Source organism: Sphingomonas sp., from assembly GCF_041661825.1.
Lineage (GTDB): Bacteria > Pseudomonadota > Alphaproteobacteria > Sphingomonadales > Sphingomonadaceae > Sphingomonas.
This window is the reverse complement of sequence record NZ_JBAZTU010000003.1, coordinates 867058-890966: the sequence shown is the minus strand read 5'-3', so window position 1 is coordinate 890966 and position 23909 is coordinate 867058. Positions and strand designations below refer to the sequence as shown.

Genomic DNA, 23909 nt, shown 5'->3' with positions numbered 1-23909 from the left:
CGCGGAACCGACGTGCCCAGCCTTCATGCCCTCGCCAATCCCGCCCGCTTCCTCAAGCTTGCGCGGCCGCTGACGCCGATCCTGTTCTGGTCGGGGCTGGTGCTGCTGGTGATCGGCCTGTGGGGCGCGCTGTTCCGCATCCCGCCCGACTATCTCCAGGGCGAGACGGTGCGGATCATGCACATCCATATCCCGACCGCGTCGCTCGGTATGGGCGCCTGGGCCGGGATCGCGTTGTCGTCGATCGTCTATCTCGTCTGGCGCCATCCGCTGGCGATGGTCGCCGCGCGCGCCATCGCGTTGCCGGGCGCCGTGTTCTGCGGCCTTTGCCTCGTCACCGGGTCGATCTGGGGCCGGCCGACTTGGGGCACCTGGTGGCAATGGGATGGCCGGCTGACCTCGATGCTGCTGCTGTTCTTCGTCTATCTCGGCTTCATGGCGCTGACCCGCGCCGATGCGGAGCGGGGCGGGGACGGGCGCATCCCCGCGATCTACGGCATCGCCGGATCGGTGCTGCTGCCGATCATCCGTTATTCGGTCGTGTGGTGGAACACGCTCCACCAGGGGCAGAGCATCAGCCTGACCAAATCGACCATCGACAATGCCATCCTCTGGCCCTTGCCCTTCACCCTGCTCGGCTTCTCGCTGATCTTCGGCGCGGTGGTGCTGATGCGCATGCGGACCCTTCTCGCCACGGCCAAGGCCGAGGCGCGCATGCGGCGGATGGCGGCATGAATCCCTGGCCCTTCGTCATCGGTGCGTACGGCATCACCTTCGCCGCGATCACGGCCCTGGTCCTGTGGAGTTGGCTCGCGATGCGCCGGAGTGAAACTAAATGAAGGCCAAGCATCAACGGCTGACCCTGGCCCTGCTCGCGGTTGCGGCGGTGATCGGTGCCGCGTTGCTCGCTTTGTCGGCACTGAAGGACCAGGCGGCATTCTTCTACGCGCCGGGCGACGTGAAGAAGGGCGACATGCCGCTTGGCCGTGCGGTGCGGCTCGGCGGCATGGTCGAAGCCGGATCGATCGCCAAGCTTCCCGACGGTATCTCGATCCGCTTCGTCGTCACGGACGGCATCGCCAAGGTACCGGTCGCGTTCAAGGGCATCGTGCCCGACCTGTTCCGCGAGAAATCGGGCGTGGTGGCGGAAGGCAGCTTCAATCCCGACGGCAGCTTCACGGCGACCAATCTGCTCGCCAAGCACGATGAGAAATACATGCCACCGGAAATCGCGGGCAAGATGCACGAGACAAAGTCGCTCGAACAATGATCGCTGAAGCAGGCCTGGCCGCACTCTGGTTCGCCGCCGCGCTCGCGGCGCTGCAGCTTGCGCTGGCGGCGGTGGGCGTCCGTCGCGCTCTCCTGTCCAATCCCGTCGTAACGCAGACAGCCGAAGGCAAGTCACGCCCTGAGCCGCGGTTTGTCGGTCCGGAAGATGTCGCGATAACGGATCAGATAATGTCGGCGGTACGACCGGTTGCCGTGGTGCAGGGCCTGCTCGCGGGTCTGTCGCTGCTGCTGCTGATCATCGCGTTCGTCCGCTCCGACATGTCGGTGCTGCTGGTCGCGACCAACAGCCATTCGGACAAGCCGCTGCTCTACAAGATCGCCGGCGCCTGGGGGAACCATGAGGGCTCGATGCTGCTCTGGGTCACCATCCTCGGGCTCGCGGGTGGCGCGGTGGCGATCCTCGAACACCGGCTGCAGCGCGCGACCCTGATCGCGACGCTGGGTGCACAGGCGATGATTGCGCTGGGTTTCTATGCCTTTCTGCTGTTTTCCTCCAACCCGTTCGCACGGCTGAACCCGGCACCAGTCGATGGCAACGGGCTCAATCCGCTGCTGCAGGACCCGGGCTTGGCCTTCCATCCGCCGACGCTCTACATCGGCTATGTCGGCATCTCGGTGGCCTTCTCCTTCGCGGTCGGCGCATTGGTGACCCGGGACGTCGGGCCGGCCTTTGCCCGCGCGATGCGGCCCTGGGTGCTCGGCGCCTGGATCTTCCTGACCCTCGGCATCACCGCCGGCAGCTATTGGGCCTATTACGAGCTCGGCTGGGGCGGCTGGTGGTTCTGGGATCCGGTCGAGAACGCGTCGCTGATGCCGTGGCTCGCGGCGACGGCGTTGCTTCATTCAGTGACGGTGCTGGCCACCCGCGATGGCCTGCGCGCCTGGACGGTGATGCTCGCGGTCGTCGCTTTCTCGATGTCGATGATCGGCACCTTCCTGGTGCGGTCGGGCATCCTGACGAGCGTCCACGCCTTTGCCGTCGATCCCAAGCGCGGGGCGTTCATCCTCGTGCTGCTCGCGCTCTATATCGGCGGCGCGTTGCTGCTGTTCGCGGCGCGGGTCGGCACGGTGCGACAGGGCAATACCTTCGAGCCGGTCAGCCGCGAAGGCGCGCTGGTCGCGAACAACCTGCTGTTGAGCGTGGTCCTTGGCATCGTGCTGATCGGCACGCTCTATCCGATCGTCGCGGCGGGCATGGGCGTCCAGCTCTCGGTCGGGCCGCCCTTCTTCGACAAGACCGCCGGGCCGATCGCACTGATCCTGGTCGCGATCATGGGCGCCGGGCCGCTGCTGCGCTGGCGCCGCGATGAGGCGAATGCAGTGCTCGGCCGCATGACGGTGCCGGTTGCCGCCACGGGCATCACCTTCGCGGCGTTCGCGGCGCTTGGTGGCGGGATCGGCATCCTGCCGCTGCTTGGGCTGTCGATCGCGGTCGGGGCCGGGACCGCCAGCATCGCGCCCTTGTGGAAGCGCGACCTGCGTCGCACGCCCTTGTTCACCTGGGGCATGGTGATCGCGCATCTCGGCATCGCGGTAAGCCTCGCCGGCATGGCCTCGGACAGTGCCTTCACCAAGCAGACGCTGATCGCGGCGCGCATCGGCGAGCCGCAGCGCGTCGGACCCTTCATCGTCACCCTCGATCATATCCGGCCAGTGATCGGCCCGAACTGGTCGGCCCTCGAAGCGACTCTGACGGTGCAGCGCGGCACGGGCAAGCCTTTCACCCTGCGCCCGCAGTCACGCTTCTTCGCCTCGCCGCCGACCGTCACCAGCGAATCTGCCATCGCCACGAAGGTCGACGGCCAGCTCTATACCGTATTGGGCCAGGAGGACGACCAGGGCCGCTGGCAGCTTCGTTTGTGGTGGAAGCCCTTCGTTACCCTGATCTGGCTGGGTGGGGCGCTGATCGCACTCGGCGGGGTGTTGTCACTGTTCGGGCGCGTGCGTCGCGAGCGCCGCGCCGCTGCGAGGGAGATGGAGGCATGAAACGGATGCTGCTCTGGGCGCCATTCGGGGCGTTCGCCCTGTTGTTCGCGGTGGTGGCAAGCGGACTGATCGCGCCGGCGGACCGCACGGTGAAATCGGCGATGGTGGGCAAGCCCCTGCCGAAATTCACGCTGCCGGCGATCATCGGGACCAAGCCGGGCCTTGGGAACGAGACCTTCCAGCAGGGCAAGCCACGCCTGCTCAACGTGTTCGCCAGCTGGTGCATACCGTGCATCGCCGAGGCGCCGAACCTGATGCGGCTGAAAGCGATGGGCGTGCCGATCGATGCGATCGCGATCCGCGATACCGGCCCGGCGATCCAGGGTTTCCTGAAGCGCAACGGCGATCCCTATGAGCGGATCGGCGACGACAAGGTCAGCGCGGTGCAGCTCTCGCTCGGCTCGTCGGGCGTGCCCGAGACCTTCGTCATCGACGGCCAGGGGCGGATCGTGAAGCAGCATATCGGCGATATCCGCGCTGAGGATATTCCCGCGATTCTCGAAGCCCTGCAGGCGGCGCAATGAAACGCCTGGCGCTCCTGTTGCTCCTTCTCGCCACGCCGCTCCAGGCCGATAGCGGCCTGCCACCGGCGGCGCTCGCGAACACGCAGCTGCGCGACCCGGCGAAGGAGGCCAGGGCCCAGGCGCTGATGATCACCCTGCGCTGTCTCGTCTGCCAGGGCCAATCGATCGCCGACAGCGACGCCGATATGGCGGGCGACATGCGCGCGCTGGTGCGCCAGCGCATCCAGGCCGGCGAGAGCCCGGATGCGGTGCGACGCTGGCTGATCGAACGGTACGGCGACTATGTGACCTATGACCCGCCGTTCAACGGCACGACGGCCGCCCTCTGGCTTGCGCCGCTGGCAATGCTGCTCGTCGGCGCCTGGCTGGCGCGCGGCAGTTTCAAGAGGAAGCGGCGCTGATGGGATGGATCATGCTTGCCCTGATCGGTTTGGGCTCGGCTGCCGTGCTGTCGCTCGCAGGCGTCGCGCGCCCGCTATGGAGCTTTGTCGGCGCGGCGATGATGCTGGGCGCGGCGGGCTATGCGCTGCAGGGCGATCCCGTGCTGCCGGGCCATCCGGTCGCCGCCAATGCCGAGCCGATCGAAATCGATCCTGCCCAGACCGAACTGCGCGATTCGATGCTCGGGCGCTACACGGCCGAGGGCTCCTATCTGGTCGCCGCCGACGGCGTGACGCGCGCTGGCGATACCAGGAGCGCGGTCCAGGCCATATTGGGCGGGATCAACAAATATCCCCGCAGTCTGGCGCTGTGGACCGGCCTCGGCTCGGCGCTGTCGATGCATGATAATGTGGTGTCGCCGGCGGCCCTCTACGCGTTCCGGCACGCGGCCGAACTCAACCTGAAGAACCCGGCGCCGCTCTATTTCCTCGGCCTCGCCTATATCCGGGCCGGTGAATATGCGGTGGCCCGGCCCTATTGGGCAAAGGCGCTCGAGCTGACCGATCCGAAGCAGCCCTATCGCAAGGACATCGCGGCGCAACTTGCGCGGCTCGACGCCTTCCTCGCCATGGCGGAACAGTCTCGCGGCGCCGTTCCGGCCAATTGATTCAAAAGGGGCGGGCCGGCCATTATGACCGGCCCCTATGGATTTACGCCTGCCAGGCTTCGAACGGCAGATCGAGTGCTTCGGCAACCGCCTGATGCCGGATCTTGCCGCCCGAGACATTCAGGCCATTGGCGAGATGCGGATCGGCCTTCATCGCCTGCTCTGCGCCCAGCTTGGCCAGCTTCATCACGAAGGGCAGGGTGGCGTTGTTGAGCGCGAAGGCAGAGGTGCGGGCGACCGCGCCGGGCATGTTCGCCACGCAATAATGGATCACGCCGTCGACCTCGAACACCGGGTCCTCATGCGTGGTCGCATGCGAGGTCTCGAAGCAGCCGCCCTGGTCGATCGCGATGTCGACCAGCACCGATCCGCGCTTCATCGTCTTGAGCATCTCGCGCGTGACCAGCTTCGGTGCTGCGGCGCCTGGCACGAGCACCGCACCGATCACGAGATGGGCGTTTTTCACCGCCGCGGCGATCGCCGCCTTGGAAGCGTAGGCGGTCTTGATCTGGCTGCCGAAGAACATGTCGAGCTCGGCAAGCCGCGCGTTGGAGATGTCATAGATCGTCACATCGGCACGCATGCCGACTGCCATCTGCGCGGCGTTGACGCCCGAGACGCCGCCGCCGAGGATCGCGACCCGTGCCGGCGCCACGCCGGGCACGCCGCCGAGCAGTACGCCGCGGCCGCCTTGTTCCTTCTCGAGATAGTGCGCGCCGACCTGGATCGACATGCGGCCAGCCACTTCGGACATCGGCTTGAGCAGCGGGAGGGAACGGTCGTTCGCCGTCACCGTTTCATAGGCGATGCAGGTCGCGCCGGACTTCATCAGCCCTTCGGCCTGCGGCTTGTCGGCGGCGAGGTGGAGGTAGGTGAAGAGCAGATGACGCGGCTCGAGCATGGCCACTTCGCCCGGCTGGGGCTCCTTGACCTTCACGATCATATCGGACTGCGCAAAGACGCTCGCGGCGTCGGGCAGGATCTTGGCACCAGCGGCGACATAGTCCGCATCCTCGAAGTCGATGCCGAGGCCGGCACCGGTCTGGACGAACAGCTCGTGCCCCGCCGCGGTCAGCTCGGCGACCGACGGCGGCGTGAGGCCGACGCGGTACTCGTGGTTCTTGATTTCCTTGGGAACACCGATGCGCATGAAAGCTCTCCTGGATTTTGCGTGCATATACACCAGCGGGGCCGGGAAGTGCTTGCAATCTGCCGGTCAGCGAGGCGCCAGTTGCAACTGGATTGCGCTCATGTGACGATTGGCGCAATGGATTCCCGTATGGATAGCATTGACCGCAAGATCATCGCGCAGCTTGGCAACGAGTCCGGCATCACCAGTGAGGAGTTGGGCGAACGGGTAGGGCTTTCCCCATCTGCCGCGCATCGTCGGGTCAAAACGCTGGAGTTGCAGGGGCTGATCCGCGGTTATCGCGCGCGGCTGTCGCCCGCCGCGCGCGGCAATCCGTCGACGGTGTTCGTTTCGGTGACGCTCACCGATCAACGCCAGGCGACGATGATGGCGTTCGAGAGAGCGCTCGCCTCGACGACGCAGGTGCGCGAGGCGCATCTGATGAGCGGCGAATCCGATTATCTGCTCAAGGTCCTGGTCCGGGAGGATGACAGCTATGAGCGGATCCACCGGGAGGTCCTGTCGGTTCTGCCGGGCGTCCACCGGCTCATCACTCAGTTCACGATCCGCACTCTGGCGACGGAGGAATAGGATGTGTTCCTGCCCCAATCCGGGTGCCGTTGCCGGGGCATTGGGCCCGTGCTACTGCGCCGCCTCTTCGAACGCAGGGGCGCAGTTCGTTTCATCCATGACCTATGCACTTGAAAATCGGGCAAGATTGACCCGCCCGTGAGCAGCGATTCGCCCAGCGTGGACGAGTCCGCGCCCGTGGAGGCCACGGCATCCGCCATTCATCACCACAAGGACGGCCTCGCCAAGCTCGCGCTTGGCGCAATCGGCGTTGTTTTCGGCGATATCGGCACCAGCCCGCTCTACGCCTTTCGCGAGACCTTTGCCGGCCATCACAAGCTCGCGCTCGACCCGGCCCACATCTGGGGCGTCGTCAGCCTGATGTTCTGGTCGATGATGGTCGTGGTGACGTTCAAATACGTCTCGATCATCATGCGCGCGGACAACAAGGGCGAGGGCGGCAGCCTCGCACTGCTCGCGCTGATCAACGGGCAGACCAAGACGCGGCGCTGGTCCAATGGCATCATCCTGCTCGGCGTGTTCGCGACGGCGCTCTTCTACGGCGATTCCATGATCACACCGGCGGTGTCGGTGCTGTCGGCGGTCGAGGGCCTTGCGGTCGCGGCGCCGGCGTTCGGTAGCCTGGTCATCCCGATCGCGGTGGTGATCATCATCGGCCTGTTCATGATCCAGCGCAGCGGCACGTCGCGCGTAGGGCTGTTCTTCGGGCCTATCATGCTGACCTATTTCGCGGTGATCGCGACGCTCGGCCTGCTGAGCATCGTGCACACGCCGGAGATCCTCTGGGCCTTCTCGCCGCATTATGCGGTCGAGTTCTTCATGCTCGATCCGATCCGCGCCTTTCTCGCGCTGGGTTCGGTCGTGCTGGCGGTGACGGGCGCCGAAGCGCTTTACGCCGATATGGGGCATTTCGGGCGCAACCCGATCCGCGTGTCCTGGCTGTTCTTCGTGCTGCCGGCGCTGATGCTGAACTATATGGGGCAGGGCGCGCTGCTGTTCCGCGAGGGCGACCACGCGCTGCGCAGCCCCTTCTACATGCTCGCGCCGGAAAGCCTGCAGCTTCCACTCGTCGTGCTGGCCACCGCTGCTGCGGTGATCGCCAGCCAGGCGGTGATCTCGGGTGCCTTTTCGGTGACTCAGCAGGCGATCCAGCTCGGCTTCATCCCCCGGCTCCGCATCGAGCATACCAATGCCGCGACCGCGGGGCAGATCTACATCCCGCTGGTCAATTGGGCGCTGCTGGTGATGGTGCTGCTGCTGGTGATGTTCTTCCGCACCTCGTCCAACCTCACCTCGGCCTATGGCATCGCGGTGACCGGGGCGATGCTGATCGACACCTGCCTGCTCTCCGTCGTGTTGTTCCGGCTGTGGCATTGGCCGAAATATTACGCGATTCCCTTGCTCGCGGTCTTCTTCCTCGTCGACGGTGCCTATTTCGCGGCCAACCTGACCAAGGTGCCCTCGGGCGGCTGGTTCCCGCTGCTGGTCGGGCTGATCATCTTCACCTTCCTGACGACCTGGTCGAAGGGGCGGCAGCTGATGATCGACCGGATGCGCGAGGCGGCGATGCCGATCAAGGTGTTCATCTCGTCCGCTGCGACCTCGGCGACGCGCGTACCGGGAACCGCGGTGTTCATGACCTCCTCGCCCGAGGGCGTGCCGCATGCGCTGCTGCACAACCTCAAGCACAACAAGGTGCTGCATGAGCGCGTGATCCTGCTGACCGTGAAGATCATGGACGCGCCGTATTTGCCCGAATCGGAGCGCTTCATGCTCGAAAATCTGGGTGACGGCTTCCACCGCATGATCCTGCGCTACGGCTTCATCGAGGAGCCCGACGTGCCGGTCGCATTGTCGCGGGTGCATCAGTGCGGCGCTGACTTCCGCATGATGGATACGAGCTTCTTCCTCGCACGGCAGACGCTGCTGCCCTCGGCGCGGCCGGGCATGATGATCTGGCGCGAGAAGCTGTTCGCCTGGATGCTCCGCAACGCCGAAAGCGCGATGGAGTTCTTCCGCCTGCCGACCAACCGCGTGGTCGAACTCGGCAGCCAGCTAGAGATTTGAGCGAGTCGGCGCCGATTATCGTGACGGCGCTGCTCGGCAAGGCCGATGCGGCGTGGTTCGATGCCCTGCGCCGGGCCCACTTCCCGCCTGAGCGGAATCAGCTGGAAGCGCATCTGACGATGTTCCACCACCTCGCGCCCTCACTCGAGGCGGAGTTGAAGCAGCGGCTGGCCGGAGAGACACGCGGCGTGAAGGCTCCCCAGGCATGGGCGGCGGGCCTCATCTCGCTCGGCGCGGGAGTCGCGTTCCGGATCGAGAGCCCGGAACTAGCCGATATCCGCGACAGGCTGGCCGAGGCGTTCGCGCCGATGCTGATGCCGCAGGACCGGGCGGGATGGCGGCCGCATGTGACGATCCAGAACAAGGTCCCGCCGCAGGACGCCAAGGCCTTGCTGCGGATGCTGGAGGCCGAATTCCGGCCGAGCCCGGTCGCGATCGCGGGGTTGGCGAGCTGGTGGTATCGCGGCGGGCCATGGGCGCCGCTGTCGCGTCACATGTTCGCTTGACCGGGACGGGCGAGCGCTCCTATAGGCGCCGCTCTCGAATGGCTGGGGCGGAGTAGCTCAGCTGGTTAGAGCACGGGAATCATAATCCTGGGGTCGGGGGTTCAAGTCCCTCCTCCGCTACCAAATCGTAGTGGGCCCACCTGCCATTCGCGATCCTCATAGACTGACCGAATCGATCCAGCGCCGCGCTCTCCGGGAGATGTCGGCCGGCAGATCGTCAGGGTCGGCCTCGATGACCCGCTCGATCTCGATCGACCAGCGGTTCGGGCGATAGACCACGTCGCGCACGAGGAAGACCGAGGCGAGGTCGCGGCGATTGTCGAGTTGTTCGTCCACCTCGAAGGCCAGTGTCGGTGCGTCGTGCGCTGTCATGCCGATCTCTTCCCGCAGCTCGCGCAGCACGTTCTGTTCAGCGCTTTCACCGGCCTTGCGGCCGCCGCCCGGGAGGTGCCAGCCTTGGGCGTAGCTGAGCTTCACCAGGATGATTCGGTCCGCTGGCGTGAGCGCGATCGCATGGGCACCCTCGACGTCCGGCCTGGTGAGCGACCAGAGGTGGTGCCGCCCGAATTGCACACAGCCGACCAGTACCCGCATCGTCTTCCGATAGAGGGTGTGGAGCGCCATGGTCAGGGCATGGTGCCTTGGCGCGGTGGAAGCAATCTCCCTTCTCCGCCTTTTCCGGTCCGTCCAATTGGGCTAGCGGAGCCTCAATCGAGGAGATGCCCATGAAGACCCGCGCAGCCGTAGCATTCGAGGCGAAGAAGCCGCTTGAGATCGTCGAACTCGACCTCGAAGGCCCTAAGGCCGGCGAAGTGCTGGTCGAGATCATGGCGACGGGCATCTGCCACACCGATGCCTACACGCTGGACGGGCTCGATTCGGAAGGGCTGTTCCCGAGCGTGCTCGGCCATGAGGGCGCCGGCATCGTGCGCGAGGTCGGGCTCGGTGTGACCAGCGTGAAGCCGGGCGACCATGTCATCCCGCTCTACACGCCGGAATGCCGCCAGTGTAAGTCGTGCCTGAGCGGCAAGACCAACCTCTGCACCGCGATCCGCGCGACCCAGGGCAAGGGCTTGATGCCCGACGGTACGTCGCGCTTCAGCTACAAGGGTCAGACCATTTTCCACTATATGGGCTGCTCGACCTTCTCCAACTTCACCGTTCTGCCCGAGATCGCGGTGGCGAAGATCCGCGAGGACGCGCCGTTCAAGACGAGCTGTTACATCGGCTGCGGCGTGACCACGGGCGTGGGCGCGGTCGTAAACACCGCCAAGGTACAGGTTGGCGAGAACATCGTCGTGTTCGGGCTCGGTGGCATCGGCCTCAACGTGCTGCAGGGCGCGCGGATGGCGGGCGCCAACAAGATCATCGGCGTCGACATCAACCCCGATCGCGAGGAATGGGGCCGCCGGTTCGGCATGACCGACTTCATCGACGCGCGCGGCAAGTCGCGCGAGGACACCATCGCGGCGATCCTCGCGCTGACCGATGGCGGCGCTGACTTCACCTTCGACTGCACCGGCAACACCGAAGTCATGCGCACCGCGCTCGAGGCGTGCCATCGCGGCTGGGGCACCAGCATCATCATCGGCGTGGCGGAAGCGGGCAAGGAGATCAGCACGCGGCCGTTCCAGCTCGTCACCGGCCGCAACTGGCGCGGGACCGCGTTCGGCGGCGCCAAGGGCCGGACCGACGTGCCGAAGATCGTCGACTGGTACATGAACGGCAAGATCGAGATCGACCCGATGATCACCCATGTCCTCAGCCTGGAGGAGATCAACAAGGGCTTCGACCTGATGCATGCCGGCGAAAGCATCCGCAGCGTCGTGGTCTACTGATGGAGACGGTCAGCACCAACAAGGCCCATGGCGGCGTGCAGGGCGTTTATCGGCACTCGTCCACCGTGACGGGCACGCCGATGACTTTTGCGGTGTTCGTACCCGAGCATGAGCCGGGCGCGCAGCTGCCGGTGCTCTGGTATCTGTCGGGGCTGACCTGCACGCATGCCAATGTCACCGAGAAGGGCGAGTATCGCGCTGCCTGTGCCGAGCATGGCGTGGTCTTCATCGCGCCCGACACGTCGCCGCGGGGGGAGGAGGTGCCCGATGACGAGGCCTATGACTTCGGCAAGGGCGCCGGCTTTTATGTCGATGCGACCGAGGAGCCCTGGGCGGCGAATTTCCGTATGCGCAGCTATATCGAGGACGAACTGCCCGCGCTGATCGCGGGGCAGTTCCCGATGGCCGACATGGCGCGGCAGGGGATCACCGGCCATTCGATGGGCGGGCATGGCGCGCTGACCATCGCGCTGCGCAATCAGGGGCGGTTCAAAAGCGTGTCCGCCTTCGCGCCGATCGTGTCGCCGCTGCATTGCCCCTGGGGCGAGAAGGCGCTGACCGGTTATGTCGGCGGCGACCGTGAGGACTGGCGGACCTATGATGCCTGCGCCTTGATCGCCGATGGTTTTCGCATGCCAGAAATCCTTGTCGATCAGGGAGATGCGGACAGTTTCCTCGCAGAGCAACTCAAGCCCGAGTTGCTGCGCGAGGCGTGCGCCAAGGCCGGGATCGACCTGACCCTGCGGATGCAGCCGGGGTATGATCACAGCTATTATTTCATCTCGACCTTCATGGCCGATCACGTCGCCTGGCATGCCGCGCGGTTGAAGGCCTGAAAGCAAAACTGCGCCCTCCGGCCATTCCGCCGGCGGGACACCGACGCCATGTTGCCAGCCAGCCCGCATCGCCCCTAGATGCGCTCATCTCATCACGGACGACTCCATGACCACCCACACGACCCGCATGCTCATCCTCGGCTCCGGCCCGGCCGGCCTTTCCGCTGCCATCTACGGCGCGCGCGCCGGCCTGGCACCGATCGTCGTCCAGGGCATCCAGCCCGGCGGGCAACTGATGACCACGACGGACGTCGAGAACTATCCCGGCTTCAAGGACGTGATCCAGGGCCCGTGGCTGATGGAGCAGATGCAGGCCCAGGCCGAGCATGTCGGCACGCGGATGATGTGGGACACGGTCGTCGAGATCGACCTGTCGCGGCGCCCGTTCCGGCTGATCGGCGACAGCGGCGATGTGTACGAGGGCGACGTGCTGGTCATCGCGACCGGCGCTCAGGCCAAGTGGCTCGGGCTCGACAGCGAGGAAGCGCTGAAGGGCAAGGGCGTCAGCGCCTGCGCGACCTGCGACGGCTTCTTCTTCCGCGGCAAGAAGATCGCGGTGATCGGCGGCGGCAACACCGCGGTCGAGGAAGCGCTCTACCTGACCAACCACAGCGATGACGTCACCTTGATCCACCGCCGGGACTCGTTCCGCGCCGAGAAGATCCTCCAGGACCGGCTGTTCGCGCACAAGAACGTCACGGTGCTGTGGAACAAGGAAGTCGAGACCTTTGTCGACGGCGGCGGCACCGCCGGGCTGGTCGCGCTCGACCTGGTCGATACCGTCACGGGCGAGAAGTCGCGGCTCGACGTTGAGGGCGGCTTCGTCGCGATCGGCCATCATCCGGCGACCGAGCTGTTCCGCGGGCATCTTGAACTCGACAGCGACCATTATATCAAGGTCCAGACCGGCTCGACCAAGACGAGCGTGCCGGGCGTGTTCGCGTGCGGCGACGTGATGGACAAGGTCTATCGCCAGGCCGTGACGGCAGCGGGGACGGGGTGCATGGCGGCGCTGGATGCCGAGCGCTTCCTTGCCGAGGCCGATTTCGAGGTTGCCGAAGCGGCTGAGTGACCGCCGCGAGGCAGGCGCGATTCTCCAACTTTTCCGCTGTTTCGTCGGTATATTTTTTCTTCCGCTGTTATGTTGGATTTTGCGGCCGGAAATCCTGTGCCGTTTCAGTGGCTTGAACGGCTTTACCGCTGTTATGCATAACAGCGGTAAAATGCGTCGATAACAGCGGAAAAATACCGCTGTTATCGCTGAAAAAGCGCGCTTCGAGCGTCCAACATTCCAGTCATGTCAAAGAGCGTTGCCGGGTGCGATTGGCGGTCCGGGCGGTGGGGAAGCTAGCGTAAGCTTGCGAGAATTGAATCAGGCAGGCGTTGGGCTTTCAAGACGTCATGCGGGACTTGTTCCGGCATCCACCGTTCCCGGCACTCATCGGCCAATCGGTTCGCGGCACGGTGGACCCCGGAACAAGTCCGGGGTGACGGGAGGAGAAGTACAGCTCTAACCCGCCAATGCAGCCTCTATCTGCTCGAACAACCATTGCTTGTCGGCCTGGGTGGCGAAGCTGTGGCTGTCGGTGTCGTATTCCCGCAGCGTGACATGGGCGAGCGGGGCCGCTTCCCAATGCTTGCGGAAGGCGATGGCGGTGTTGTCGCGCCGGGCCAGCAGGATCGTGACCGGGATGGTGCTTGCCGCCAGCGCGTCGAACAGGCGGGTGGCCAGGCCGTCGGGCGCTGGAGGTGCCGCGGCAGATATCTTGCGTAAACCACCGAAAACCTTACTGATATTCACGCCGCCGCGCAGCAGGCGCAGCACTTCTTTGGGATTGCGGAGCTTTTCGGCGTAGCGCGCGCGGATCGCGGCGGCGGCGGGGAGGTCGTCCTTGTCCTCGATCACCCAGGGGTTGGCGAGGACCAGCGCATCGACGCCGGCGACGCCGTGGAACAGGGCAAGCGCCGTCGCGGCGTCGCAATTGCCGAAGGCGATAAGGCGGCGCACGCCGGTTTCGGCGACGAAGGTCGCGGCGGCAGCGGCGATGTCGGAGGCGGAGTTGAGGAAGCCGTGGTTCTGGCCGGTGGAATCGCCGATGCCGCGGCGATCGTAGCGGAGGACCGGCGTGCCCGATGCAGCGAGCCGTGCCGCCAGCAGCGCCATGCCGCGGTGCGCGCCGATCCTTATCTCGTTGCCGCCGGAGACGATCAGCAGGCCAGTCGAATTGCCGCCTTCATCCAGCGTACCGGCCAGCCGATCGCCGGCACAGGGAAAGGTGATCAGGCGCCGCATGTTGCGATCCAGGCGGCGATGTCGTCGGCGAGGAGCCGGGCAAGGACCAGGTCATTGTCCGGCTCGCTACGGCGCCAGAGAGGCGAACCCGGGACGTGGTGATCGGCGGGCTGGGTGTCGCTGTCCAGACGGACGGTGCGCAGGGGCGCGGTGCCGACCGGTACGGTTGCTTTGAGTTGAGCGAGAAGGGTGCGCGAGAGACGGTTGCCGGCAAGCTCGACGGGTGGGCCGGACAGTTCGATCGCGTCGTCGGCGCTGTCCTTGCCAGCGAGACGCGTACGCAGCAGATCGCGGACCAGACTCTCGCCGGGAACCGGGGCGAAGTGCCAGCGGCTGGCGAAGGGAGCGTCGATAAGCGCGCCGCCCCGGATGGCGATGCCGTGGACGCTACGTTCTGCTCCAATAATTTCCGTTAGTGACGAAAGTGCTGTGTTCCAGTCATTTAAAGAAGTATTCTCAGTCTCGATAAGACTTTCACCCGTGCCCGGCAGATCCGGCAGCGCGCTGGCGATACCGCGATCGGCCAGCGCCCGCAGGATGGTGACGATAAAGGCGCGGGTGCGGTTGGCTTCCTCGAACAGCGGCATCGCCGCGATCACGACCGGGCCAGTGGCGGGGCCGAAGCGCAGCATCGCCTCGCGCCCGCCGGGCCAGTCGTAATGGTCGTTCAAGGCGTGACTTTCATTGGTTTGCCTTGGCGGCGGCGAAGCGGACCAGCGCGCCGAAGGTCTCCAGCATCTCGCCATCGACCTCGTCATCCTCGATCAGGATGCCGAGGCGTTCCTCCAATTCGGTCAACATGCCCGCCACGGCCATGGAATCGAGTTCCGGCAGGGCGCCGAACAGCGGCGTCTCGCTGCGGAAGGCGCCGACGCGCTCCTCGCTCAGCCCAAGCACATCGCGGAGCACCGCGCGGACCGCGGCATCGATTTCGGCATTGTCGTCAGGAAGCACTGCGTACCCCGGTTTTATCCCCTGTTGGCTCCGCCGTTAGAGAATGGGCGGTAGGATGCCAAGTGCGGGCCTTGGCAGCGTGCGTGCACGGTGCGTATCAGGGCATATGATCCCGCTCGATCCTGTGCCGCAGCCCATCGACACCCTGCCGTTGCGCGGGAGCCCGGGCAACGTGGCGCTGGTCGATCGTGCGGGGCATCTGGATTTTGCCGAACTCGAGGTCTTGACGGGCGCGGTGGCGGCGTGGCTGGCCGGACAGGGGCTGACGCCGGGCGCTCGCGTGGCGTCCTGGCTGCCCAAGACGCGCCTCGCTTGCGTATTGCCGATGGCCGCGCCGCGGGCGGGCCTGATCCACGTGCCGATCAATCCCGTGCTCAAGCGGGCGCAGGTGGCGCATATCCTGGCCGACAGCGGCGCCGACCGGCTGGTGACTCAGGCGGCGCGGGCTTCCTCGCTGGAGGCGGGCGACGTTCCCGCCGGGTGCAGGCTGGCGCTGGAGGACGAGGCGGTCAGCGATGACGTCATGCCGCCGTCCTCGGCCGATACCGATGTGCTGGCGGCGATCCTCTACACCTCAGGCTCCACGGGACGGCCAAAGGGCGTGATGCTCAGCCATGCCAATCTGTGGCTCGGCGCGATCTCGGTGGGGCATTATCTGAAACTCTTGCCGGCCGACCGGGTGCTCGGCGTGCTGCCGCTGAGCTTCGACTATGGCCAGAACCAGCTCTTCTCGACCTGGGCGGCGGGGGCGTCGGTGGCGCCGCTCGACTATCTGACCGCGCGTGACGTCATCAAGGCAGTCGATCGGGTCGAAGCGACGACACTCGCGGGCGTGCCGCCGCTCTGGGTGCAATTGCTCGAGGCCGAATGGCCGGTGGAGACCGCGGCGCGGCTGAAGCGGCTGACCAATTCAGGCGGCGCGCTGACGCCGGGCATGATCCGGGCGTTGCGGCAGCGTTTCGCGCAGGCCGATCTCTATCCGATGTACGGGCTGACCGAGGCGTTCCGTTCGACCTATCTGGCGCCCGAGTTGGTCGATGCGCATCCCGAGGCGATCGGGCGGGCGATCCCTTTCGCCGAGGTGATGGCGGTACGGGCCGACGGATCGCGCGCCGCGCCGGGCGAGCCGGGCGAGCTGGTCCATGCCGGCCCGCTGGTCGCGCAGGGCTATTGGCACGATGCCGAACGGACGGCGCTGCGCTTCCGGTCCGCGCCGGGCTGGGCCGAGCATGGCGGCACGGCGGTCTGGTCGGGCGATACGGTGATCGAGGGTGAGGACGGCCTGTTTCGTTTCGTCGGGCGCGACGACGAGATGATCAAGAGCGCGGGCAACCGGATCAGCCCCACCGAGGTGGAGGAAGCCGTGCTGTCGGGCGGGGAGGCCGTCGAGGCGGTTGCGATCGGCGTGCCCGATGCCCGGCTCGGCCAGGCGATCGTGGTGGTGGCGCGGGCGAGCGTTGATGCGGGCACGGCGGAAGCGGGATTGAGGGAGCGTCTGCGGCGCGAATTGCCGAGCTTCATGCAGCCCTCGCGGTATGAGTGGCGGGATGGATTGCCCAGGAATGCCAATGGTAAGCTCGATCGCGCAGCCCTGAAGGCGGAGATGACGTCATGAAGCCGATGGGTTCGATACCGGCGGAATTCCGTGGCGACGGGCCGCTGATCATCGCGGGCAAGACGGCTGAGCAATGGATCCAGGTGGCCGGCGACACGCCGCTGTTCGTCTATGAAGCCGGCATGGTGACCGCCCGGATCGCGCGGCTGCGCGCGGCGATGCCGGCGGGGATCGATGTGCATTATGCGATCAAGGCCAACCCGTTCGCGCCGCTGATTGCCGCCATGGCGCCGCTGGTCGACGGTCTGGACATCGCCTCGAAGGGCGAAATGGCGCTGGCGCTGGCGGCGAAGCCGGGCAGTGCGATCAGCTTTGCCGGACCGGGCAAGCGCGACGACGAGATCGCGGCGGCGGTCGAGGCAGGCGTGACGCTCAACCTGGAATCCGAGGGCGAGGCGAAGCGCGCGCTGGTGGCGGCGGAGCGGCTTGGCGTCACGCCGCGGCTTGCCGTGCGGGTCAATCCCGAGATCGAACTGCGCGGATCGGGCATGCGCATGGGGGGCAGGGCCTCTCCCTTCGGCGTGGATTCCGATCGGGCGGGGGCGCTGGCGAAGCAGGTGATCGCGGCCGGGGCGGACTGGCGCGGCTTTCATATCTTCGCCGGATCCCAGGCACTTGATCCCCAGGCGATCATCGAGACCCAGGCCGAGACGCTGGCGCTGGCCGGCCGGCTGGCGGACGAGGTTGGCGTCACGCCGCCATTGGTCAATCTCGGCGGCGGGTTCGGCATTCCCTATTTCCCGGGCGAGGAGCCGATCGACGTGGAAGCGATCGGCGCGGCGCTGAGCGAGCGCATGACGTCACTGCCGGACTCGCTGAAGGGTGCGCGCTTCGCGATCGAGCTGGGGCGCTGGCTGGTCGGCGAGGCGGGCGTGTACCTGACGCGGGTGATCGACCGGAAGGAGAGCCGGGGCGAAGCGTTCCTGGTGGTGGATGGCGGGCTTCACCACCAGCTTGCGGCTTCCGGAAACTTTGGAACGGTTGTGAAACGGAATTATCCGGTCGCAGTTGCCACCGCCCAGAAAGACGCGCCCGTCGAGACGGTTAGCGTGGTCGGGTGCCTCTGCACGCCGCTCGACCGGCTGGCGGACCGTGTGTCACTCCCCGAGGCTCACCCTGGAGACGTTATCGCTGTCTTCATGGCCGGGGCTTATGGCCTGTCGGCGAGCCCTGCAGCCTTCCTCGGACATGCCCTTCCGGCCCAGATTCTCGCCGGTTAGGCCGGGCCCCGGGCCCATTACTAACGCAATCTTCACCTCTTCCGCCCCATAGCGGGACCATTGCCGTGAACTTTGCCGGACTGACGTCACCGGCGAAGATAGACGGCGGGAGGTTCTCGCAATGGGTTTTTCGTCTCGTTTCAATGGTTTGGCTATCGCAGCCTCCGCCGCCCTTATGCTTAACGGCTGCATGGGTGGTGGCGGGCGTTCCGATCTGCCGCCGGCGAGCTTCGTGGCGTCGCAGGAACAGCCGGGCGAAGAATATATCATCGGCCCGCTCGACCAGCTCAACATCTTCGTGTGGCGCAACCCCGAGCTGTCGGCGAAGGTGCAGGTGCGCCCCGACGGCCGGATCACCACGCCGCTGGTCAGCGACATGCCGGCGGTCGGCAAGACGCCCGCGATGCTCGCCGACGACATGAAGATCGCGCTGGGCGAATATATCAAGGATCCGATCGTCTCGGTCATCGTCGAGAATTTCTCGGGCACGTTCAGCCAGCAGGTCCGCATCGTCGGTGCGACCGAGAAGCCGGCGTCGATCCCGTATCGCGCCAACATGACCCTGCTCGACGCGATGATCTCGGTCGGCGGCCTCAGCCAATATGCCGCGGGCAACCGCGCCAAGCTGGTCCGTTACGACCGCAACACCGGCAAGCAGGTGGAATACAACATCAAGCTGTCGAGCCTGCTCAAGAACGGGGATTCGAGCGCGAACGTGCGGCTGGAGCCGGGCGACGTGATCATCATCCCCGAGAGCATGTTCTGAGAGGGCCGGGGGGATGAACGGCCTTTACGACGAGATCAGGGTCGCGCTCCACGCGATCTGGACGCGGCGCTGGCTGGCGCTTGCGGTCGCCTGGGCGATCGCGGTGGTCGGCTGGCTGCTCGTCTCGCAGATCCCCAACAGCTATGAATCGCGGGCGCGTGTCTTCGTGCAGATGCAGCGCATCCTGCCGAATGCGGTCGGCATCTCCGCCGCCGATCAGCAGAAGGATGTGGACACGATCCGCCAGACGCTGACGTCGGCCGTGAACCTGCAAAAGGTCGTGCGCGGCACCGACCTGGCGAACACCGTGTCGAGCGACAGCGAAGTCCTCGACCGGGCAGCGGGCCTGCAAAAGGCGATCAAGATCACCGCGCAGCAGGACAATCTGTTCGAGATCGTCGTGACGGGATCGAGCCCCAAGGTCGCGCGCCAGATCGTGCAGAAGCTGATCGACCTGTTCGTCGAACAGAATCTCGCCGGTGATCGCGACGAGACGACCCAGTCGCTCGGTTTTCTCGATTCGCAGCTCGAACAGCGCCAGAAGCAGCTTCAGGAGGCCGAGGCCAAACGCGCCGATTTCCAGAACCGCTATCTGGGCTCACTGCCCGGCACCGGATCGCTGACCGACCGCATGGGGACGGTGCGCAGCCAGATGTCGCAGATCGACAGCGACCTCGCCGCCGCCCAGTCCAGCCTTGCCGCGCTGAGCGGCCAGATGGCCGGTACGCCGCAGTCCGTCGCCGGCGCAGGCCCGACCAGCGGGCCGGCCCGGGCGCGGCTTGCGGCGATCCAGGGCCAGCTCGGCGAAGCACGGGCCCGCGGCTATACCGAGAATCATCCCGATGTCGTCGCCCTGCGCAATCAGCTCGCTGCGGCACAGGCCGCTGCGCGCAACGAGCCGCTTGGCGCGGGCGGCGGGGCGAACAACCCGCTCTACCTGTCGCTGAAGTCGATGCAGGCGGACAAGCAGGCGACGGTCGCCGCGCTGACCATGCGCAAGAACCAGCTCCAGTCCGATCTCGAGCAAATCAATTCGAAGCTGGCGGGCGACCCGGCGGTTGCCGCCGAGCAATCCGAGATCGAGAATAATTATCAGGTGCTCAAGGACCAATATTCCAAGCTGCTGGCCGACCGCGAGTCGATCAAGCTGCGCGGCCAGGCCCAGACCCAGACCGACGCGATCAAGTTCAGCGTGATCGATCCGCCGTCCGCGCCGCGCGTGCCGACGTCGCCGAACCGCCCGCTGCTGCTGACTGGCGCGCTGCTGGCCGGCATCTTCGGCGGCATCGGTGCGGCCTTCGCGATGGGGCAGCTGCAGACGACGTTCGCCACGGCCGGACGGCTCGAGCGTGCCACCGGCATGCCGGTGATCGGGTCGATCGGCGAAATGGTGACCCGGGCGCAGATCGCGTCGCGGCGGCGCAAGATGGTCTTTTTCGGCGGCGGTGCCGGGGCGCTGGCAGTCGCCTATGTCGCGCTGCTCGGGGTCGAGATGTTGCAACGGGGGCTGGCGGCATGAACGACATGACTCCCCGCAAACCGGCCGGATCGCTGCTCGAGCGTGCCGCCCAGGTCTATGACTTCGGCACGCATCTGCGCCCGGCGCAGCAGGAACCGGTTCGGCCCGAGCCGAAGCCTGCCCCTGCACCCGTATATGAGGAAGCACCCGTATATGAGGAAGCGCCCGCGCTGACCTTGCGCGACGAAGCACCCCTTCCACCGGCCCGCGAGGAAAGGATCGAAGAGGCGCCGGCTCCGCGCGCACGCGCCGTGCAGGCCGCGCCCGGACGGGGCGTCGCCATCGACCGCGCGATGCTTGCCGAGAAGGGGCTGCTCGTGCCCGGCGCACCGATCGGCGCGCTGGTCGAGGAATTCCGCCAGGTGAAGCGCCAGCTGCTCCAGACGGCGCGGATCGTGAAGAAGACCGATGGCGACCGGTCGCGGACCGTGCTGGTCTGCTCGGCAAAACCCAATGACGGCAAGACCTTCTGCGCGATCAACCTCGCCATCTCGATGGCGGCCGAACGCGATGTCGAGGTGCTGCTGGTCGATGCCGATTTCGCCAAGCCCGACGTCATGAACCGGCTGGGGCTGAAGGACGGCCCGGGCCTGCTCGATGCGCTGGCCGATCCGCGGGTCGATGTCGAAGCCTGCGTGATCCGCACCGACATCCCGCAGCTCAGCCTGTTGCCGGCCGGGACCAAATCGATCACCGATACCGAATTGCTCGCCAGCCGGCGCACGGCGGAGATCGTCGCCGATCTGCTCGCCGCCGACCCGAAGCGGCTGGTGATCTTCGATTCGCCGCCGGCGCTGGCCGCGTCGCCCGCCTCGGTGCTCGCCAGCCATGCCGGGCAGGTGATGCTCGTCGTCCGGGCCGATCGCACCAGCGAAAGCGACCTGCGCGATGCGGTCGCCCAGCTCGATGGCTGCGACCATATCCAGCTCGTCCTGAACGCCGTGTCGTTCGTCCCCGGCGGCCGCCGTTTCGGCAGCTATTACGATCAGGAGGACGCAAAATGATGCGCCCGATCATCCTCGGCGTGGCGCTGACCGCCACGCTCGTTACGCCCGCCGCCGCGCAAGACCGCCAGCGCAGCAAGTCGATCGCGCCCTATATCGAGCTCGGCCAGGTGCTGACCGCCGATCTGCAATCGGGCGACGTGCTGACCTATTCGACGATCGCGGCCGGCGTGGACGCCTCGATCCAGACCCAGCGCACCCAGGTTCAGGTGAGCTATCGCTATGAGCGGCGCATTTCCTGGAACAAGAAGGTCGGCGACGACGATATCCATAGCGGCCTCGCGCGCGCCTCGGTGAGCGTTGCGCCTGGCTTCAGCGTCCAGGGTGGCGCGCTCGCCACCCGGGCGCGTTCCGACATTCGCGGGGCGGCGCCCGGCGTGCTCGCCGGCAATGTCGACAATATCTCCCAGGTCTATTCAGCCTATGTCGGGCCAAGCCTGTCGACTCATGTCGGGCGGGCGAGCGTCAATGCCAGCTACACGTTCGGCTACACCAAGGTGGAATCGCCGGGCGCGACGGGCGTCGCCCCTGGCAGCCAGCGGCTCGACGTGTTCGACAGCGCCACGAGCCATGTCGCGCAGGCGAGCGTTGGGGTGAAGGCGGGTACGGTGCTGCCGGTGGGCGTCACCGTGAGCGGCGCGTACGAGCGCGACGATGCGAGCCAGCTCGACCAGCGCTACGAAGGCAAGTTCGCGCGGGGCGATGTGGTCCTGCCGGTGCTGCCCACGGTCGCGCTGACCGCGGGTGCGGGGTACGAAAAGATCAAGGTCAGCCAGCGGGATCCGTTGCTCGACGGCACCGGCCAGCCAGTGGTCGACGGGGCAGGGCGGTTCAAGACCGATCCCGCCTCGCCGCGGCGCATCGCCTATGAGACCGACGGGCTGATCTATGATGCCGGCGTGATCTGGCGGCCGTCGCCGCGCACCACGCTGCAGGCACGGGTCGGCAAGCGCTATGGCGGCATGACCTATACCGGCTCGTTCAGCTATGCCGCGAGCCGCTCGATCGGTTTCCAGATCGGCGTGTACGACAGCGTCGACACCTTCGGGCGCCAGCTGCGCGACGGCATTGCCAGCCTGCCGACCAGCTTCCTTGAGCAGCGCGACGCGTTCGGCCAGCAATTCAGCGGCTGCACCTATGGCGCGTCGAGCGGCGCGCCGGGCGGATGCCTGAACGGCATCTTCCAGTCGATCACCAGCTCGAGCTATCGTGCGCGCGGTGTGGACGCGGTGATGACCGCCAATCGCGGGCCGCTGCAGTTCGGTGTCGGTGCGGGTTATGCCAATCGCCGCTTCTATGCGCCGGGCGGCACGGGCTACACGATCAACGGGGTGACCGACGAGAGCTATTACGGCCAGGCGTTCGTCTCGGCGGCGATCGATCGCAATTCGGGCGTGAGCGGCAATGTGTTCGCCAATTATTTCCAGAGCGGCATCGGCAATACGCCGGGCGTGCTCGGGACCGGGGCGACCGGGCTTTATTATCATAATTTCGGCCGGGTTGGGACGACCGCCTCTGTCGGGGTCTATCAATTCAGCCAGAAGGGTGAGGACGATCAGGTTTCCGGATCGGCCCAGCTCGGGATGCGCTATCAATTCTGAAGCACGTAGCGGCTTCATTGCTGCGCGTTAGGATGGTGACAATGTACGACGACCATTACGGATTGAGCGGGCGGCCGTTCCAGCTGACGCCTGATCCGCGCTTCTGGTTCGATACGGCCACGCACCGCAAGGCGATGGCCTATCTCGGCTATGGGCTTGCCCAGGGCGAGGGGTTCATCGTCATCACCGGCGATGTCGGCGCGGGCAAGACCACCCTGGTCGGCCATCTGATGGCGACGGTGGATCGCGAGCGGCTGCACGTCATCAAGATCGTCTCCACCCAGATCGAGGCTGAGGATCTGCTGCGCATGGTGGCGGGCGGGCTCGAGCTCGACAGCGCCGGCATGACCAAGGCGCAGCTGCTGACCGCGATCGAGCGCGGGCTGCATGCCATGGCGCGCAGCGGGCGGCGGACTCTGTTGATCGTCGACGAAGCGCAGGCCTTGCCGGTCTCCGCGCTCGAAGAACTGCGCATGCTCTCCAATTTCCAGGCGGGCGGCCATGCGCTGCTGCAGATCTTCCTGCTCGGCCAGCCCGAATTCCGCGAGCGGCTGCATGGATCGGAGCGGCTCGAGCAGCTGCGCCAGCGCGTGATCGCGATGCACCATCTCGATCCGATGGGACCGGAAGAGGTCGAGCCGTACATGGTCCACCGACTCAAGGTGGTGGGCTGGAACGGGCGACCGCGTTTCACACCCGATGCGTTCCAGGCGCTCTACAAGGGGTCGGACGGCGTGCCGCGGCGGCTGAACCAGCTTGCCGGGCGCGTGCTGCTGTTCGGCGCGATCGAGCAGATCGACACGATCGACGCGCGCGCGGTGACGGCGGTGATCGCCGATATCGCGGGGGATTCGCCGGTGGGGAGGCCCGCCGCCTTCGTTCAGCCGGCACCGATGCCGGTTGCCGAGGAGCCGCGGTCGATCCGGTCGGTGCGCGAGGAGATCGCGCCTGAACCAGTGCCGGTGCGCGACGATGCGCTGATGGCGCGGCTGGCGGCGCTGGAAGCGCGCGTGCAGGACCAGGATGCTGTGATGCGCCGGGTGCTCACCCTGCTGGTCGACTGGGTCGAGGGCGAGCAGCGTCCCGATCTCGCGTCGGTGCACGCGGTCAGCCGGTAGCGCA

At 66.4% G+C, this 23909-nt stretch carries 25 protein-coding genes and 1 tRNA gene; 21 read left to right on the top strand and 5 right to left on the bottom strand.

What is annotated here, in order from left to right; translation table 11 throughout:
- The first annotated feature begins 12 nt into the window (after window positions 1–12).
- From ccmC to WC729_RS17090, 7 genes are read left to right on the top strand one after another with little or no spacing between them, the layout of a single operon-like run.
- A complete protein-coding gene (ccmC, locus tag WC729_RS17120) occupies window positions 13–735 on the top strand; it encodes a heme ABC transporter permease CcmC (protein WP_372854914.1) in 723 nt (240 codons plus the stop codon).
- On the top strand, window positions 732–839 hold the full coding sequence (gene ccmD, locus WC729_RS17115; RefSeq protein WP_372854912.1) for a heme exporter protein CcmD: 108 nt from the start codon (window positions 732–734) through the stop codon (window positions 837–839). The genes ccmC and ccmD overlap by 4 nt, the downstream gene beginning before the upstream one ends.
- Window positions 836–1270 (top strand): cytochrome c maturation protein CcmE, encoded by a 435-nt coding sequence (gene ccmE / locus WC729_RS17110; RefSeq protein ID WP_372854910.1) that lies wholly within the window; start codon window positions 836–838, stop codon window positions 1268–1270. Before ccmD ends, ccmE begins: the two co-directional genes overlap by 4 nt.
- A complete protein-coding gene (locus WC729_RS17105; RefSeq protein ID WP_372854908.1) occupies window positions 1267–3276 on the top strand; it encodes a heme lyase CcmF/NrfE family subunit in 2010 nt (669 codons plus the stop codon). The genes ccmE and WC729_RS17105 overlap by 4 nt, the downstream gene beginning before the upstream one ends.
- Window positions 3273–3800, top strand: a complete 528-nt coding sequence (locus WC729_RS17100) for a redoxin family protein (RefSeq protein ID WP_372854906.1) — start codon at window positions 3273–3275, stop codon at window positions 3798–3800. The genes WC729_RS17105 and WC729_RS17100 overlap by 4 nt, the downstream gene beginning before the upstream one ends.
- Window positions 3797–4201, top strand: a complete 405-nt coding sequence (locus WC729_RS17095; protein ID WP_372854904.1) for a cytochrome c-type biogenesis protein — start codon at window positions 3797–3799, stop codon at window positions 4199–4201. Before WC729_RS17100 ends, WC729_RS17095 begins: the two co-directional genes overlap by 4 nt.
- A complete protein-coding gene (locus WC729_RS17090) occupies window positions 4201–4848 on the top strand; it encodes a tetratricopeptide repeat protein (protein WP_372854902.1) in 648 nt (215 codons plus the stop codon). Before WC729_RS17095 ends, WC729_RS17090 begins: the two co-directional genes overlap by 1 nt.
- A 43-nt stretch (window positions 4849–4891) precedes the next feature.
- On the opposite strand, the gene ald is transcribed toward WC729_RS17090, so the two are convergent.
- The gene (gene ald / locus WC729_RS17085; protein ID WP_372854900.1) at window positions 4892–5998 is read right to left on the bottom strand and encodes an alanine dehydrogenase; all 1107 of its coding nucleotides are present in this window, start codon (window positions 5996–5998) and stop codon (window positions 4892–4894) included.
- 117 nt (window positions 5999–6115) lie between these two features.
- Between ald and WC729_RS17080 the strand changes: the two genes are divergently transcribed.
- The 4 genes from WC729_RS17080 to WC729_RS17065 all read left to right on the top strand — a co-directional run bounded on the left by WC729_RS17080 (window position 6116) and on the right by WC729_RS17065 (window position 9264).
- Window positions 6116–6568: an Lrp/AsnC family transcriptional regulator gene (locus WC729_RS17080; protein ID WP_372854898.1), complete on the top strand. Its 453-nt coding sequence runs from the start codon at window positions 6116–6118 to the stop codon at window positions 6566–6568.
- A gap of 159 nt (window positions 6569–6727) precedes the next feature.
- The gene (locus WC729_RS17075; RefSeq protein ID WP_372855493.1) at window positions 6728–8635 is read left to right on the top strand and encodes a potassium transporter Kup; all 1908 of its coding nucleotides are present in this window, start codon (window positions 6728–6730) and stop codon (window positions 8633–8635) included.
- On the top strand, window positions 8632–9141 hold the full coding sequence (locus tag WC729_RS17070; protein WP_372854896.1) for a 2'-5' RNA ligase family protein: 510 nt from the start codon (window positions 8632–8634) through the stop codon (window positions 9139–9141). The genes WC729_RS17075 and WC729_RS17070 overlap by 4 nt, the downstream gene beginning before the upstream one ends.
- A gap of 46 nt (window positions 9142–9187) precedes the next feature.
- Window positions 9188–9264: transfer RNA gene (locus WC729_RS17065), tRNA-Met, on the top strand.
- 33 nt (window positions 9265–9297) lie between these two features.
- On the opposite strand, the gene WC729_RS17060 is transcribed toward WC729_RS17065, so the two are convergent.
- Window positions 9298–9765 (bottom strand): NUDIX domain-containing protein, encoded by a 468-nt coding sequence (locus tag WC729_RS17060; protein WP_372854894.1) that lies wholly within the window; start codon window positions 9763–9765, stop codon window positions 9298–9300.
- Between the two features lie 101 nt (window positions 9766–9866).
- Here WC729_RS17060 and WC729_RS17055 point away from each other — a divergent pair, with 101 nt between their 5' ends.
- From WC729_RS17055 to trxB, 3 genes are all read left to right on the top strand, one after another.
- A complete protein-coding gene (locus tag WC729_RS17055) occupies window positions 9867–10979 on the top strand; it encodes an S-(hydroxymethyl)glutathione dehydrogenase/class III alcohol dehydrogenase (RefSeq protein ID WP_372854892.1) in 1113 nt (370 codons plus the stop codon).
- On the top strand, window positions 10979–11815 hold the full coding sequence (gene fghA / locus WC729_RS17050; RefSeq protein WP_372854890.1) for an S-formylglutathione hydrolase: 837 nt from the start codon (window positions 10979–10981) through the stop codon (window positions 11813–11815). The genes WC729_RS17055 and fghA overlap by 1 nt, the downstream gene beginning before the upstream one ends.
- 106 nt (window positions 11816–11921) lie before the next feature.
- On the top strand, window positions 11922–12887 hold the full coding sequence (gene trxB / locus WC729_RS17045) for a thioredoxin-disulfide reductase (protein WP_372854888.1): 966 nt from the start codon (window positions 11922–11924) through the stop codon (window positions 12885–12887).
- 438 nt (window positions 12888–13325) lie between these two features.
- Here the strand turns inward: trxB and WC729_RS17040 are convergent, their stop codons facing one another.
- From WC729_RS17040 to WC729_RS17030, 3 genes are read right to left on the bottom strand one after another with little or no spacing between them, the layout of a single operon-like run.
- Window positions 13326–14108 (bottom strand): hydrolase 1, exosortase A system-associated, encoded by a 783-nt coding sequence (locus tag WC729_RS17040; RefSeq protein ID WP_372854886.1) that lies wholly within the window; start codon window positions 14106–14108, stop codon window positions 13326–13328.
- Window positions 14096–14779 carry a hypothetical protein gene (locus tag WC729_RS17035; protein WP_372854884.1) on the bottom strand — a complete coding sequence of 228 codons (684 nt, stop codon included), beginning with the start codon at window positions 14777–14779 and terminating at the stop codon, window positions 14096–14098. The genes WC729_RS17040 and WC729_RS17035 overlap by 13 nt, the downstream gene beginning before the upstream one ends.
- A gap of 10 nt (window positions 14780–14789) precedes the next feature.
- Window positions 14790–15062, bottom strand: coding sequence for an acyl carrier protein (locus WC729_RS17030; protein ID WP_372854882.1), 273 nt, complete (start codon window positions 15060–15062; stop codon window positions 14790–14792).
- 106 nt (window positions 15063–15168) lie between these two features.
- Between WC729_RS17030 and WC729_RS17025 the strand changes: the two genes are divergently transcribed.
- The 7 genes from WC729_RS17025 to WC729_RS16995 all read left to right on the top strand — a co-directional run bounded on the left by WC729_RS17025 (window position 15169) and on the right by WC729_RS16995 (window position 23905).
- Entirely contained in the window at window positions 15169–16677 is a 1509-nt protein-coding gene (locus WC729_RS17025; RefSeq protein ID WP_372854880.1) for an acyl-CoA ligase (AMP-forming), exosortase A system-associated, read from the top strand.
- Entirely contained in the window at window positions 16674–17897 is a 1224-nt protein-coding gene (locus WC729_RS17020) for a pyridoxal-dependent decarboxylase, exosortase A system-associated (RefSeq protein ID WP_372854878.1), read from the top strand. The genes WC729_RS17025 and WC729_RS17020 overlap by 4 nt, the downstream gene beginning before the upstream one ends.
- Before the next feature lie 175 nt (window positions 17898–18072).
- Window positions 18073–18663 (top strand): XrtA/PEP-CTERM system exopolysaccharide export protein, encoded by a 591-nt coding sequence (locus WC729_RS17015; RefSeq protein ID WP_372854876.1) that lies wholly within the window; start codon window positions 18073–18075, stop codon window positions 18661–18663.
- 13 nt (window positions 18664–18676) lie between these two features.
- Window positions 18677–20182, top strand: coding sequence for an XrtA system polysaccharide chain length determinant (locus WC729_RS17010; RefSeq protein WP_372854874.1), 1506 nt, complete (start codon window positions 18677–18679; stop codon window positions 20180–20182).
- Window positions 20179–21186, top strand: a complete 1008-nt coding sequence (locus WC729_RS17005; protein ID WP_372854872.1) for an AAA family ATPase — start codon at window positions 20179–20181, stop codon at window positions 21184–21186. Before WC729_RS17010 ends, WC729_RS17005 begins: the two co-directional genes overlap by 4 nt.
- Window positions 21183–22787 carry a hypothetical protein gene (locus tag WC729_RS17000; protein ID WP_372854870.1) on the top strand — a complete coding sequence of 535 codons (1605 nt, stop codon included), beginning with the start codon at window positions 21183–21185 and terminating at the stop codon, window positions 22785–22787. The genes WC729_RS17005 and WC729_RS17000 overlap by 4 nt, the downstream gene beginning before the upstream one ends.
- Before the next feature lie 41 nt (window positions 22788–22828).
- The gene (locus WC729_RS16995) at window positions 22829–23905 is read left to right on the top strand and encodes an XrtA/PEP-CTERM system-associated ATPase (RefSeq protein ID WP_372854868.1); all 1077 of its coding nucleotides are present in this window, start codon (window positions 22829–22831) and stop codon (window positions 23903–23905) included.
- Window positions 23906–23909: the final 4 nt, after the last annotated feature.

What these genes read in the sequence shown, in the direction of transcription:
- ccmD (WP_372854912.1), top strand. Translation starts at nt 732, where the DNA reads ATGAATCCCTGGCCCTTCGTCATCGGTGCGTACGGCATCACCTTCGCC.
- WC729_RS17100 (WP_372854906.1), top strand. Translation starts at nt 3,273, where the DNA reads ATGAAACGGATGCTGCTCTGGGCGCCATTCGGGGCGTTCGCCCTGTTG.
- WC729_RS17020 (WP_372854878.1), top strand. Translation starts at nt 16,674, where the DNA reads ATGAAGCCGATGGGTTCGATACCGGCGGAATTCCGTGGCGACGGGCCG.
- ald (WP_372854900.1), bottom strand. Translation starts at nt 5,998, where the DNA reads ATGCGCATCGGTGTTCCCAAGGAAATCAAGAACCACGAGTACCGCGTC.
- WC729_RS17105 (WP_372854908.1), top strand. Translation starts at nt 1,267, where the DNA reads ATGATCGCTGAAGCAGGCCTGGCCGCACTCTGGTTCGCCGCCGCGCTC.
- WC729_RS17005 (WP_372854872.1), top strand. Translation starts at nt 20,179, where the DNA reads ATGAACGACATGACTCCCCGCAAACCGGCCGGATCGCTGCTCGAGCGT.
- WC729_RS17060 (WP_372854894.1), bottom strand. Translation starts at nt 9,765, where the DNA reads ATGGCGCTCCACACCCTCTATCGGAAGACGATGCGGGTACTGGTCGGC.
- WC729_RS17015 (WP_372854876.1), top strand. Translation starts at nt 18,073, where the DNA reads ATGCTTAACGGCTGCATGGGTGGTGGCGGGCGTTCCGATCTGCCGCCG.
- WC729_RS17090 (WP_372854902.1), top strand. Translation starts at nt 4,201, where the DNA reads ATGGGATGGATCATGCTTGCCCTGATCGGTTTGGGCTCGGCTGCCGTG.
- WC729_RS17055 (WP_372854892.1), top strand. Translation starts at nt 9,867, where the DNA reads ATGAAGACCCGCGCAGCCGTAGCATTCGAGGCGAAGAAGCCGCTTGAG.
- fghA (WP_372854890.1), top strand. Translation starts at nt 10,979, where the DNA reads ATGGAGACGGTCAGCACCAACAAGGCCCATGGCGGCGTGCAGGGCGTT.
- trxB (WP_372854888.1), top strand. Translation starts at nt 11,922, where the DNA reads ATGACCACCCACACGACCCGCATGCTCATCCTCGGCTCCGGCCCGGCC.
- ccmE (WP_372854910.1), top strand. Translation starts at nt 836, where the DNA reads ATGAAGGCCAAGCATCAACGGCTGACCCTGGCCCTGCTCGCGGTTGCG.
- WC729_RS17025 (WP_372854880.1), top strand. Translation starts at nt 15,169, where the DNA reads ATGATCCCGCTCGATCCTGTGCCGCAGCCCATCGACACCCTGCCGTTG.
- WC729_RS16995 (WP_372854868.1), top strand. Translation starts at nt 22,829, where the DNA reads ATGTACGACGACCATTACGGATTGAGCGGGCGGCCGTTCCAGCTGACG.
- WC729_RS17095 (WP_372854904.1), top strand. Translation starts at nt 3,797, where the DNA reads ATGAAACGCCTGGCGCTCCTGTTGCTCCTTCTCGCCACGCCGCTCCAG.
- WC729_RS17000 (WP_372854870.1), top strand. Translation starts at nt 21,183, where the DNA reads ATGATGCGCCCGATCATCCTCGGCGTGGCGCTGACCGCCACGCTCGTT.
- WC729_RS17040 (WP_372854886.1), bottom strand. Translation starts at nt 14,108, where the DNA reads ATGCGGCGCCTGATCACCTTTCCCTGTGCCGGCGATCGGCTGGCCGGT.
- WC729_RS17010 (WP_372854874.1), top strand. Translation starts at nt 18,677, where the DNA reads ATGAACGGCCTTTACGACGAGATCAGGGTCGCGCTCCACGCGATCTGG.
- WC729_RS17080 (WP_372854898.1), top strand. Translation starts at nt 6,116, where the DNA reads ATGGATTCCCGTATGGATAGCATTGACCGCAAGATCATCGCGCAGCTT.